This window comes from Bacillus sp. JCM 19034 (assembly GCF_001310635.1).
GTDB lineage: Bacteria > Bacillota > Bacilli > Bacillales > Bacillaceae_D > Halalkalibacter.
The window spans coordinates 306,842-320,387 of the sequence record NZ_BAXR01000002.1 but is presented as its reverse complement, the minus strand read 5'-3'; the positions used below and the strand labels follow the sequence as shown (position 1 = coordinate 320,387).

General features: G+C 37.7%; 12 protein-coding genes and 1 pseudogene. All 13 read right to left on the bottom strand.

Annotation, left to right across the window (positions count from 1 at the left end; all coding sequences use genetic code 11):
* Positions 1–16 precede the first annotated feature (16 nt).
* The 13 genes and pseudogenes from ytxC to hflK all read right to left on the bottom strand — a co-directional run bounded on the left by ytxC (position 17) and on the right by hflK (position 13,273).
* Complete coding sequence (gene ytxC, locus JCM19034_RS05080) at positions 17–880, bottom strand: putative sporulation protein YtxC (RefSeq protein WP_231686812.1); 864 nt, start codon at positions 878–880, stop codon at positions 17–19.
* A 165-nt stretch (positions 881–1,045) separates the two neighbouring features.
* A complete protein-coding gene (gene mqnC, locus JCM19034_RS05075) occupies positions 1,046–2,155 on the bottom strand; it encodes a cyclic dehypoxanthinyl futalosine synthase (RefSeq protein ID WP_062048128.1) in 1,110 nt (369 codons plus the stop codon).
* Between the two features lie 86 nt (positions 2,156–2,241).
* Positions 2,242–3,174 carry a primosomal protein DnaI gene (gene dnaI / locus JCM19034_RS05070; protein ID WP_062047819.1) on the bottom strand — a complete coding sequence of 311 codons (933 nt, stop codon included), beginning with the start codon at positions 3,172–3,174 and terminating at the stop codon, positions 2,242–2,244.
* A gap of 11 nt (positions 3,175–3,185) precedes the next feature.
* Positions 3,186–4,604, bottom strand: coding sequence for a replication initiation and membrane attachment family protein (locus JCM19034_RS05065; RefSeq protein WP_062047817.1), 1,419 nt, complete (start codon positions 4,602–4,604; stop codon positions 3,186–3,188).
* 112 nt (positions 4,605–4,716) lie between these two features.
* Positions 4,717–5,175: a transcriptional regulator NrdR gene (gene nrdR, locus JCM19034_RS05060; protein WP_062047815.1), complete on the bottom strand. Its 459-nt coding sequence runs from the start codon at positions 5,173–5,175 to the stop codon at positions 4,717–4,719.
* Between the two features lie 69 nt (positions 5,176–5,244).
* Entirely contained in the window at positions 5,245–5,646 is a 402-nt protein-coding gene (locus JCM19034_RS05055; RefSeq protein WP_062047814.1) for a hypothetical protein, read from the bottom strand.
* A gap of 195 nt (positions 5,647–5,841) precedes the next feature.
* Entirely contained in the window at positions 5,842–6,222 is a 381-nt protein-coding gene (gene speD / locus JCM19034_RS05050; RefSeq protein WP_062047812.1) for an adenosylmethionine decarboxylase, read from the bottom strand.
* Positions 6,223–6,440: 218 nt separating this feature from the next.
* Positions 6,441–7,040: a dephospho-CoA kinase gene (coaE, locus tag JCM19034_RS05045; RefSeq protein WP_062047810.1), complete on the bottom strand. Its 600-nt coding sequence runs from the start codon at positions 7,038–7,040 to the stop codon at positions 6,441–6,443.
* A 15-nt stretch (positions 7,041–7,055) separates the two neighbouring features.
* Positions 7,056–7,694 carry a sporulation membrane protein YtaF gene (gene ytaF / locus JCM19034_RS05040; protein ID WP_062047808.1) on the bottom strand — a complete coding sequence of 213 codons (639 nt, stop codon included), beginning with the start codon at positions 7,692–7,694 and terminating at the stop codon, positions 7,056–7,058.
* 63 nt (positions 7,695–7,757) lie between these two features.
* A complete protein-coding gene (gene mutM / locus JCM19034_RS05035; RefSeq protein ID WP_062047806.1) occupies positions 7,758–8,582 on the bottom strand; it encodes a DNA-formamidopyrimidine glycosylase in 825 nt (274 codons plus the stop codon).
* Positions 8,583–8,613: 31 nt separating this feature from the next.
* Positions 8,614–11,235 (bottom strand): annotated as a pseudogene (polA, locus tag JCM19034_RS05030) (DNA polymerase I).
* A 147-nt stretch (positions 11,236–11,382) separates the two neighbouring features.
* Positions 11,383–12,318, bottom strand: coding sequence for a protease modulator HflC (gene hflC, locus JCM19034_RS05025; protein WP_062047804.1), 936 nt, complete (start codon positions 12,316–12,318; stop codon positions 11,383–11,385).
* A complete protein-coding gene (hflK, locus tag JCM19034_RS05020; RefSeq protein WP_062047802.1) occupies positions 12,311–13,273 on the bottom strand; it encodes an FtsH protease activity modulator HflK in 963 nt (320 codons plus the stop codon). Before hflK ends, hflC begins: the two co-directional genes overlap by 8 nt.
* Positions 13,274–13,546: the final 273 nt, after the last annotated feature.

Here is a 13,546-nt window from a genome sequence, read left to right as displayed (position 1 = left end):
CAACCCCATTTCGAAATTACCGCCATTCTTTTTCATACATTTTTAAAGGGTACACGTGTAATCGCTCTTGGAAAATCGATTGAATTGAGATAATGATACCGTGATCAGGGTTATCAGAAAATATATATACCGACTTTGGTAGCATACTTACGAGTGGACTAATAACCATTTCTTCAATCTCAACCTCTTGCTCAAATACGATATCGTTATTTAAATAAAACAATAATTCATCTTTGGTCATTTTGCGAAACTGTTCATCTAAAAAAGTGAAGGATTTGTTATGAATTAAATATACGGAATCCATTTTCGGTTGATGTTCATTCACATATTTTCGTAAGCCCTCAATCATGTTTTGATACTCTTGCTCAAGCATATATTCATCTATAGCCAATTCAACACAATCTATTAAACACTCTCCGTAATCTCGCAAGCGAAATGTTAAAAAGGGCTCGTAATGAAAATCAGTATTCTCATCTAAATGGGAAGCAAATGCCTCATAAATTACAGCACGACGGTTCAATAATTCATTTACTTTCGGTAAGTCGGTACGGTCCCCTTCTAATATGGCATGAGCAATACTAACTATTTGTCGCTTTTCTTCCTCATCCTGAAAATAAAACATCGTCTCAACAATATCATGTAACCACTCATCTTCATGTGATTCAATAACAAAATCAGTCAAAACCGAGGAGAGAAATGGATGAAACGATTCATAAAAGTCCACATCTTTACGATCGTACTCTATTAGAAGGGAGCTTTTATCCTCAATTTTAATGGTCCCTCCTAATCCAATCATAGAAAACTTTTGAAAGTAATGTTCAAGCTGAGTATATAATGCCTTACAATCTTCCCCTTCTTCGAAATGAATAGCAATCAACATTTATTCCCCCTTACAATAACTTTCAGACAGGCTCTACTCCCATCGTATGTAGAAGGAATGAAGATGATGACAAGAAAAATGCATTAGGTACACCATTGGTAAAAAGCTTAATATACTCACAAACAAAAAAGAGTAGAAGCTCATATGCCCTCCTACTCTTAACTATCAATTTTGCATCACAAAGTCCTTATCAGCCGTTTCACCTTGATCAAATACTTTTACTATATTATAAGCTGTATCACGTTGTGCAGGTATCTTACCTGCTTCGCGGATAAGCTGTAATGTCAAGTTCGTATTAACTTTATGCGTAGCCCCAGCCGCTGATACAACGTTCTCCTCCATCATCGTACTTCCAAAATCGTTGCAACCGTATTGCAATGATAGTTTACCGATTTCCGGTCCCATTGTTACCCAAGAGGATTGAAAATTAGCAATGTTATCTAAGAACAAGCGTGAAATCGCGACATTTTTCAAATAATCACGTGAAGTTAGCTTTTTCGTTTTATACATTCCTGTATTTTCAGGTTGTAGCAGCCATGAAATAAACGCAGTAAAACATTCAGTCTCATCTTGTGCATCACGGACTCGTTGAAGATGAAGAGCTCTTTCTTCATTTGATTCCCCAAACCCAATTACCATCGTAGCAGTCCCATGCATACCGACACGCTTTGTCGCTTTCATTGCTTCAATCCATTGTTCCCATGTGACTTTCAGACGACTGACACGTAAGCGCGTCTCTTCTGTCAAGATTTCAGCTCCGCCACCAGGCATGCTATCTAAACCAGCTTCATGCAATTCACGTAATACTTCTTCAACAGACATATCGGAAACCTCAGCAATTTTCCACACTTCTGCTGGTGAGAATGAATGCATCCAAATATTATATCGTTTCTTTATTTCCTTTAATAGATTCGTATAATAGCTAAGTGGCAAATCGGGATTTGTTCCACCTTGCATAAGAATTTCTGTTCCGCCAACTGCTAGCGTCTCTTCTATCTTCTGAAATATTTCCTCATTGCTTAAGACGTATCCTTCTTTATGTCCAGGAGCACGATAAAATGCACAAAAACGACAATACGTATCACAGAAGTTTGTGTAGTTAACATTACGACCAATCACAAATGTCGTAATCGGTTCGGGGTGCCATTTCAACATAACTTGATTGGCAGCTTCCCCCATTTTTTCCACTTCATCACTTTCATATAAGGCTACCGCATCCTCCATTGATAATCGCTCACCATTTACCGCCCGCTCCAAAATTGCATCTATGCTCATGACGTAACCTCCGTAACTCGCAATTAATGCATTTATCGTAACATAGTTCACAGCAAACGAAAAGAGAAAGTACTTTTGTTTGCTTATCACTTTTCACGGCGATTGGCTCCTTCAACTTTTACAAATGACGTAAAATGCTTTATCCGTTCCATAATTCGTTTTGCCTTTAATTCTTCAATCCCGCCTTTATCAGAATATGATAAATGGCGTTCTAACTCTTCGTAGTCATAATTTGATGTAAATAAGGTCGGTAACTTTTCAAGCATGCGATGTTGTAAAATAACCCCTAACACGTCATCTCTTACCCACGCAGATATCGTTTCAGCACCAATGTCATCCAATATAAGAACTGGAGCTTTTTTTACGATATCAATCTTTTTTTGAAACGTTCCATCTCCAATCGATTGTTTCATTTCACGGAAAAAGTCGGGGGTATAAACGATAAAGCTCGAAATACCACGATCTTTCAATTCATTGGCGATAGCTCCCATTAAATACGTCTTACCAACACCGAATTTCCCATAAAAATATAGTCCTTGTCCATCTTCTCCTGGATTTGCTTTAAGAGAGAAAGCTAATGCAAGTCGACTTGCTTCCTCGCGGTTAGGATCTTGATCTAGCGTATCAAACGTCGCCGTTAAAATTTCTTTTGGCACATAAAATGATTTGATCATTTCTTTTTGCTTCCGCTCTTGTTCGGCTGCCGTTTTTTTCTCACAAGGATAATAGGAAAGCTCAATTGATTGACGAACAATTGAAAGCTCAGGTTGATAGCCCTTCATCATATTTGGACAGTTCGCTAATCCTGGACAATCATTACAGTTAGACCGTTCCTTTTTATATTCAAATAAATTGACAAGTGCGTTCTCAATCATTTCTTCCGTAACGGGAGCCTCTTGATTTTGCAAAGCTTTCTGTATAATAGGATCTCTCACTATCGCTACCCTAGCTTCATTTAATCGCTGCTGTAATTTATTATTTTCAGTCCATAGTTTAAGGGATTTTTGAATTGATTCCATCGGATGCCTCCCTATTCTTTTTGTTTATTGCGCTCAGCTAATAGTTCAGCAAAGCTTTTTTCTTGATTATCATCTTTTTGCTGCTGTGGTTGTGGTTTTTTGAGTGCTTGTTCTTCTAGCAACCATTTAGGCAATTGATCCCTCCGAGTATTCGAATGTTTGCTATTTTGAAGCTTTCTTTCCGTTGCACCGTTCGATTTGTTGGCTTGCTTCTTCGCTTTTTCCTGTTCCTTTAAAGCAAAAGTCATCGCTTCTTTAACGGTTTGAATGTTCTTTCTAGACCAATGCCCACCTATTTTATCCACAAGTGCTTTTGATAGTTTCATATCTTGACTCCATAATACAAAATCGAGTAAGACATTGACAACACCTGGATTTAACTGATGGTCAAGCATGAGTGATTCTATGATTTTCACGTCTGCTAACGGAACCTTTGCACCTTGCGAACGAATTTCTAATAATGAAAGTGGCGACGTGTTTTCATAAAATTGAATCGTTCTCTCTTCCTCTGTTAATGCTTGACGATTATGCATCGTTCGTTTATTAGCTGGCTGTGTTCGTAATGCTAAACCAGGTGGGTCCGAGCCATGCTCAACTTTATACCATTCCTGCACTTTTTTTCGCAATTCCTCAATGTCGAGATAATCGTCATGTAATAATGCTTGTAACAAAATACTACTCATCTCCAATGGAGTAATTTGATAAACAAATGCTAGCCGAACAATCGCTAGTCTTACCTCTGGAGTTAAAACCTGGTCAACATTAATTGTTGACATTAAACTTTTTTCTAACAATTCAAAGTCGAAGTCATCTCCATTTATTTTAAACTCATTTTCATCCCGTTTTGTAATAATTTCTTCCCCGTCTTGGATTTTTAATGTTTTCCCATCATCTGATTTCAAGCTCGAAACCATCTCTGAATGGTGAATCGATGTGAATACTTCATCGAAAGCATACGTAACATCTTGGTATTGCTGTGAATCAATTGTTGGAACGATGAAACGATCCCGTAGCTGTCGGTAGTATGTTTTTCCAAGCCGATTAAATAAATAGACGCTTAATACATCATTTTCAAAAAATTGCTTAGGTGTCATAGGTGGCTGTATTTCGTATATATAAGAAGATCCATGCTCATCTGTTGACTTATATGACTTTAGCAATCCGACCGCTTCAAGCTTTTTCCGTTCTTCATAAATCACTTCAAGTGAGGTACCAAGAATGATCATTAATTGGCGATGAGTATTTTCTCTACTCCAATATTGCTCTTTTTCTAATTGAGAAATGAGTGTTACATATAAACTATTGGCAATGGGCCCAATAAGCGGTTGATATAAGAGTGTAATAATTTGTTTATCATCATCTGTGATGTATTGCTCCAATCGGACAGTGTAACGATCGATTGGTATTAGCTTCTTCCAATGCCAAGACATTCTTAGAACCTCCCCTTTTATTTGTCCAATTGCCCCTTAGTATCATACAAAGGCTTCTTCTTTTTTAAAAGCGTAAAAAGAGCTTGCAGCATCTATTGCTTTAAGCTCCTTTTTAATCATTCTTATTCATTAGTTCTGTTAATTCTTTAATGAACACATTAATATCCTTAAATTGGCGATAAACTGATGCGAAACGTACATATGCAACGTCATCCACATCGGCTAGTCGTTCCATAATGAATTCGCCGACATCTCGGCTTTGCACTTCACTTTTCCCTAAGCTTCTTAACTCACGCTCGGCACTATTTACGATCTCTTCAAGGGTTTCTATCGCTACTGGCCGTTTTTCACAAGCTCTAATTAAACCTCTTAAAAGCTTGTCACGGTTAAACTCTTGTCTAGTCCCATCCTTCTTTACAACAATTAATGGTACTTCTTCTACCATTTCAAATGTTGTAAAGCGATGATGACATTGCTCACATTCACGTCGACGCCTAATCGATCTTCCTTCATGGCTAGGGCGTGAATCAAGTACACGTGTTCCGTTGTACTGACAGGCTGGGCATATCATGAAATCATCTCCACTACTATCATAACATTGATCCTATCATATCTTATTTATATAACGCCTGACAAGTCTTTACAAAAGTTCCTTCCCTAAGCTTGATCCAATATATGTAAGCTCTTTATCAATTTTATTGTATACATCAATAATGACCTTACGGCTATGACCAAAGTCAGTAGGTAACACCGTATCCGTTGAACAAGATAGGTCAACGGCTGTCTTAAATGGTTTAACCGTTATAATTGTCAATACAAGCATTTTCCGCTTACCTTTTTTCATATTTGCAACAATCTCTCCTCGTTCTTCTTCCGATCTGGCAATTTCCCAGCCAGACTGAATTAAAACGTTCTCAATTGTTTGCATCGCCTTATCTTTCGTCGTTTTATAATATCTTGTTTGCAATTCTTTCAGCTCATGTTCCTCCGTCGTTTCAGTACGGATACTAAAAAAACGTCTAATACTACTAAATGCTCCCATAAACTCTACACCTTCCTCATTTTTCTCTTATTTCTATCATACCATAGAAAATAGTCCGACTGCTAAAAAATCTATAGTGGTCTTTTCTATATTGTAAAATAAAGGTTGTTGAAGCATATAGCAAAAAAGCTGCTTTTTACTTACTATACTGCAAAAGGCCATAAGTTCCATTTAATAGAACTTACAGCCTTATTCTTATAGTGATTTAATCATTGATTTTTCAATTTTTATCGGTCCCATTCCTCTAGGGACTTCAATTACTTCACTCTTTGTTGCTTGTAATGATGATGCGATAAAATCTGATGCCACTGTTGGATCAAGATCTCCACACGTGTAAACATCTATACTCGCATAACCATGTTCAGGAAAACTATGAATCGTTAAATGTGATTCAGAGATGATTACTACCCCACTAACACCGTGAGGAGCAAATTTATGAAACGCAACTTCCCGAACTTCTGCCCCTGCCTTCAGTGCAGCATCTACAAATAATTGTTCAATATAATTCATATTATTCAACTTTTCTTCATCGCATCCCCATAGCTCTGCAATGACATGACGTCCCATTGTGTCCATCAGTTGAATCCCCCTTTACAAAAAAATCATGCCTTCTCAAGCATGTAGGAATGCTTTATTACACGGGGGAAAGTTAGTCCAAAGAGGTCCTAACCCAGTATGCAAGAAATCACTCCTAATTTGCTTTAATTGAAGTTCACGAACATCAGTATACTTTGTTTAGATTATGATTGCAACCTAAATTTTTTCGATTACTTTATGGGAAATTCTTATACTTTCTAACCTATTGTTATTTGCCACTTCTGCATTAATGCAATAAGCTGCTTTTTTGTCTCGTCTACTGAACCTGCATTATCAATAATCGCATCTGCACGCTCTTTCTTCTGCTCAAGCGACAGCTGCGATTGAATTCGTTTCATTGCTTCTCGTTTATTCAGCTGATTTCGATTCATTAATCGTTTTAATTGTGTTTTTTGATCAACGTATACAAGCAACACTTTATCGACTAGATGAAATAAATTGCTTTCATATAAAAGTGGGATATCATACACAATCGTAGATACCCCATTTTTTAATAACCGCTCTTTTTCTTCTTCCATACGTTCCCTAATAAGAGGGTGAGTAATACGATTTAACGAGTTCCTCTTTTCATCATTTGCAAATATGATTTGTCCAAGCCGTGCACGATTTAGTGAACCATCATCCATAAGAATGTTCTGTCCGAAATGTTCAACAATTCTGTTTAACCCAACAGACCCCGGTTCAACAACTTCTCTGGCAATGAGATCTGCATCGATAATAGGAAATCCGAAGTTTCGGAACATCTCACTTACAGTTGATTTACCACTAGCAATTCCACCAGTTAATCCAATTAGCATTTTGCTACTCCTTTATCACGTGAAACTAAATACACCGATCAATATTAATAGTGTCCCTGGTATAAAAGCGAAACGCTTAATTAAAAGCGAATTCGAAAAAAGTCGCCCACTTTTCATTCCTAGTAGCACAAAGAGAGCACTCATAGTTGCAACACTCAATGCCATCCATAATGGTGACATTCCAACTAGTGAAGCACCTATCCCCGCACCAAAAGCATCAAGCGATAATGCAATTCCTAAAAGCATTGCCTCTCTACCAGTTATCGTTCCAGAATTATCAATATCCGCAACCATAGGTTTCCTTAAAATTTGAATAACAATTCCGAGCATTTTAATTTCAAATTTGAAAACCCACTCATCTTCTTTTGACTTTTCATTCGTTTCAGCTGGTTTATAAGCTTGGTAAATGGCCCAGGCTCCAATTAAGCAGAGAATGCCCCCCCCGATTCCTTCTGCAATAGCTGTTGGCAAGTAAGAAAGGAGCCAACTTCCAAAAAACATTGCTATTAATATCGACGTAGCCGAACATCCTGCTATAAATAATAAGGATCGCCAAGGTAGTTTCATCTGACGTAGACCATACGTTAAGCCAACACCGAAGCTATCAAGACTCACCGCAAAAGCAATTGTTAATAATGAAAGTACTCCAACCATACAACATGCCCCTTCCATACATACGTTACGATATTATATGGATAGAACTTGTCTAACGTACATTTATTTTTGGCACTTAATACAATAATGAGTACCTCGACTAGCAACGACTATTTTTTTTATTGACGTACCACAAATCACACATGGCTGATCTTTTTGTCCATAAACGGCCAGATTTTGTTGAAACATCCCCATCTCACCTTGACCATTTACATATGATTTTATTGAACTTCCGCCTAGCTCAATCGCTTCCTTTAATGTAGAAATAATGGCTCGGTGTAAATCCTCTAGTTCTTTATCTGATATAGTTGATGCACTTCGTGTTGGCAATATACTTGCTTTAAATAAGGCCTCATCAACATAAATATTGCCAAGCCCAACTACAAGCTTCTGATCTAATAATACTGATTTTACTGTTCGTTGTGTTCGTTCAAATGTTGCTCTCATTAAATCAACTGTAAACTCAGTAGAAAACGGCTCTACTCCTAATTGTGAAAGAGGCAGTGCCTTTAACTCCTCTCCCTTTTTAAATAGGTGCATTGTTCCAAACTTTCGTACATCTTGGTAACGTAGTTCCGTTTGATCAGTGAACGAGAACAACACGTGAGTATGCGGCTCGATTTCCTCTTTTTTTTCATAGAGTCCATACCGGCCTTCCATTCGCAAATGGGATACAAGACTAACATGATCAAATTCAAAAATAAGAAACTTCCCTCTTCGATGTATGTCTTGAATGGTTTGACCTATAAGAGCATGACCAAATTCATCTGGGTCAGCAGGTTTTTTAATTATATTTCCCCAGTGAACTGTTACAGCAGTAATTGTTTTGTTTAAGACTAATTGTTTCAAGGTACGGCGAACCGTTTCAACCTCAGGTAATTCAGGCATGGCCCCTCTCCCTCACCTTCTTGATTGTTTATTATTTAGCATCGTACCACGTATCTCCGTATGAAACATCGACCTTTAAAGGGACATCAAGAGTGACTGCTTTCTCCATCACTTCAGGTACGAGTTCCATCATGACATCTAATTCATCATTTGGAACTTCAAAAATTAATTCATCATGTACTTGTAAAATCATTCTACTTTTCACTTGCTTATTCTCCATTTGTTCAGCCATTTGCACCATTGCTTTTTTAATTATATCTGCTGCAGTCCCTTGAATAGGCGTATTCATCGCTGTTCGTTCAGCAAAACTCCTTTTATTAAAGTTGCGGCTCGTTATATCAGGTAAATACCGCCTTCTATGGAGCAATGTTGACACATATCCTGTTTCCCTAGCTTTACTAACTGTTTCATCCATATACTCTTTTACTTTAGGATAACTGTTAAAATAACGCTCAATAAAATCGCCCGCTTCTTTTCTCGTAATGCCAAGGTTTTGTGATAAGCCGTAGTCGCTGATACCATAGACAATCCCAAAATTAACTGCTTTTGCACCTCGACGCATTTGTGCTGTCACTTCATCCTCCTGTACATGGAACACATCCATTGCTGTTTTCGTGTGGATATCCATATTGTTTCTAAAAGCTTCTATTAATTTCTCATCTCCAGCGATGTGAGCTAGTACACGTAATTCAATTTGCGAGTAGTCTGCAGCAAGCATTTTCCATCCTTCTTGTGACGGAACAAACGCTTTTCTAATCTTTCTTCCTTCCTCCAAACGAATTGGGATGTTTTGCAGATTCGGATCAGTAGAGCTTAATCTTCCTGTTTGTGTTAAAGCCTGGTTGTAACGAGTATGGATTTTGCTCGTATCTGCTTTAATCACTTTTGATAAACCTTCTATATAAGTTGATTTCAATTTCCCTAGCTGGCGATAATGAACAATATATTCTGCAATTTCATGCTCTACAGCAAGCTTTTCAAGAACATCAGCAGAAGTGGAATAGCCTGTTTTTGTTTTCTTAACTGGTGGTAACCCCAGTTTCACAAATAAGATTTCCCCTAATTGCTTTGGTGAATTAATATTAAATGCTTCACCAGCTAATGAGTGTATTTTTCTTTCAAGCTCTTCTAACCGTAGGTCAAGATCTTTTCCCATCTTCTGAAGAATCTCTTGATCAACTTTTACCCCCTGCTTTTCCATATGACCTAAAACAATTGAAAGAGGCATTTCTAACTCACGATAAAGTTTATCCTGGTCATTCGCTAGCAAATCCTCTTCAAGCACTCGTTTTAGCCGGAAAACTGCCTCAGCCTTGCGTACTAAATGCTCTGCAAGCTCGTCCTCCTCTGGTAACTTTTGTTTAGCCCCTTTTCCATATACGACTTCATCTGATTGAACAATTGACAATCCTTTTCTAGTTGCAACATCATGAATGTCATGTGAGGACAGTGATGGATCGAGTAAATATGAGGCCATTTGCACATCAAAATCCACTCCATTCAGCACTGCTCCTTTCCAAGTAAGAGCTACGACACTTTTCTTCGCATCAAACACCCATTTTTTACACGTTTCATCACGTAGCCATTCTAAAAAATCTTCAGATGCTAAAGCATCCTCTGCACGAATATAAAAGCGGTTCTTTTCGTTAACTATCGCTAAGCCTATAATGTCAGCTTGATGATAGTGCTCGTCAAACACTTCAATTAATACAGCCGCTTCGTCTCCTAAATCCTCTTTAGATACAGAATCAACCTTTTCAAATTCAAGCTCATCTATGGCTTCTACGGCTACTTCTACATCAAGCTTTTCTAGTAGGGAAGTGAATTCAAGCTCTTTTAAAATCGATATTACTTTATTTAAATCATATTCACCAAATGCATATTCATCTAGAGACTTGTCAATCGGAACATCTAAAAATATCGTCGCTAACTCCTTACTCATTAGTGCCTGCTCACGATTTTCTTCAAGACGTTCTTTTAATTTTTTCCCTGATATTTCATCAATTGATTCTAACACCTTTTCGACCGTACCAAATTGTTTTAATAACTTTAGGGCTGTTTTCTCACCGACACCGGGTACACCAGGAATATTGTCCGAGCTATCTCCCATCAACCTTTCATATCTATAATTTGTTCAGGTTTAATTCCGTATGTTTCATCAATCATATTCGGGTCATAAGCTTCAACGTTCGTAATCCCTTTTTTCGTCAGGACGACTGTCACTTGATCTGAAACGAGTTGTAATAAATCCTTATCCCCGCTATACACTTTCACTTCCCATTTTTCCTCTGCCGCATTCTTCGCTAATGTTCCAATGATATCATCTGCTTCATATTGTTCGGCTTCATAACGTGATATATTATAGGCATCTAACAATTCCCTTACTAACGGGAACTGTTCAGATAATTCTGGTGGCGTTTTTTGTCTTCCACCTTTATACTCTCCATATGTTTTATGACGGAATGTCGTTTTCCCAGCATCAAATGCTACAAGCATATGAGTTGGATTCTCTTCCTCAATTATTTTCATCAGCATCATCGCAAAGCCATACACCGCATTCGTGTAAACCCCTTTTTGGTTATTCAATAAAGGCAACGCAAAAAAAAGCACGATATGCAATACTATTTCCATCAATTAATACGAGTTTACTCACACTTAAAACCCCTCTCTACAACGAACATTGTTAATTAGTATTGTATCACAATCACATAAGAAAAACGCGGAGCTGCTTTTCTTAGAAAAACAAGAAAGGTTTGTGCAAAAGGTCAAATTTCCCTTTTAACACAAACCTACTGTAAACCTACTCAATATAGCCAAGCAACAAGCGAGCATATGGAGAATCTGCTGGTAATACTATAACGGTCTCTCCATTAATTGTCGTTTGATATGATTCTAGCGTTCGATATAATTGATAGAATTCTTCATCCTGTCCAAACGCTTCGTTATAAATACTAGCTGCCTCACCTTCACCTTCACCAATGATTTCATTGGCATCAGCGTTAGCTGTTGCAATCATTTCCTGTACTTCTCGATCCGTATCTGATTCAATCCGATTGGCTTCTGCTTCCCCTTGTGATAAATATTCTTGGGCCGTAGATTCACGCTCAGAAATCATGCGACGGTAAACAGCTTCTTCATTTTCAACAGGTAAATCGGTACGTTTCATGCGAACATCAGTAATGCTAATTCCATAACCAGAACGTTCTAGTGCCTCATTTACTCGATCTCGTACGAGTTCATTAAAGCTACCACGAGAGGATTTATCCTCGTTAATAATTTCATCAAAATCAAGCTGACCTAATTCTGCACGAATAGCGGAAAAAATTTGCTCTCCCATAATGGCTTCAGCACGTTCTAAAGTTACAGCTGTTGAAATCATTGCTTGTGGGTCATCTACTTTCCAGACAACATAATGATCAGTTAACATTCGCTTTGTATCGCGCGTGTTAATTTCAGCTGGAGGAATATCATAAATCATTTGATACTTCGGTACCGAACTTACTGATTGAATAAACGGTATTTTATAACTTAATCCAGGCTCCTCTTCAATACGAACGACTTCTCCGAATTGGCGGACAACTTTATATTCCCCTTGTCCGACGATGAATAAATTACTAATAATCGTTGTAACGACAGCAATTAAAATCACTAATACCGCACCCAATTTCAAATAACGACGCCACTCTTCTCCAGAGCGTTTCTTTTCATTTAAATCGACGATATTTTCATCACTCATTATTTGTACCTCCTTCTGACGCTTGCACTTGCTGTTGCTGACGTTCAAGAGGACGAATTGGTAAATAATTTACCGTATCATTTCCATCCATTATATATATTTCTGTATCAGGCAAGACTTCATCCAATGTTTCTAAAATGAGACGTTGCCTTGTCACTTCAGGATTAACTAAATATTCATTATAAAGGGCATTAAACTTTGCAACATCACCACGAGCCGTTTCAACTCTTTCTTTTTTTGAACCTTCTGCACGGGAAATGATTGCGTCTATTTCCCCTTGAGCCTCATTCACTTGCTGGTTACGGTAACGCTCTGCTTGATTAATTCTCGTTAAGCGTTCCTCACGAGCATCCGTTACTTCTGTAAAAGCCCGTCTTACTTCTTCAGTCGGTAATTCAACATCTTGGAGCCTAACATCTTGAATACTAATTCCCATATCATAAATTTCAAGCAATTCGACTAGATTATCAAATACCTCTGCTTCGATTTCTGGTCTCTGGTCTGTCAATGCTTCATCAACGGTTGAACTCCCTATTACTCCGCGTAGCGAAGCAGAAGTGGCGTTGTATAATAGATCTTCTGGATCTTGTGTACTGAACAAATATTTTTCAGGATCAGTAATACGCCATTGGACAGCTAAATCAGCAAATAAAATATTTTCATCACCTGTAATCATTTTTGCTTCATTCGTAAATTCAATGACTTCACCATTATCCTCCTCATAACCTACTTGAAGATTAAACGTACCTCGAGATAAAATTTCAACCTTTTGAATCGGCCAAGGTAATTTAAAGTTCAATCCTGGCTCCGTAACTGTGTCCTCGACCTTTCCAAATGTAATTACAGCCGCTTGTTCTGATTCATCAACGATATACCAGCCAGTTACTAAAAACAAAACTAATATTGCAGCAGCTATTAATGACACAAATCCAACTACTAATTGTTTAACCGTCATCTAACCATCCTTTCTCTAAATCGTTCCCATTACATTCATTTACGTATGACTATCATCATAGGTTTCAATTCTTACAAACTATCCCCATTCTATAGATTCAGTGCTAATAGAAAGTAAGCACTACGTAAGATACTTTTCCTAATATATTTAAAATCAAAAAAATAGAACGAAAGCAACTGGGAAGCTTTCGTTCTTAATGGGGATATAATCCTTTGCAACCGCAAAGGAAATTAACCGTTCAAGTAACAGTATACTCCCCATTCGTAAAAAATC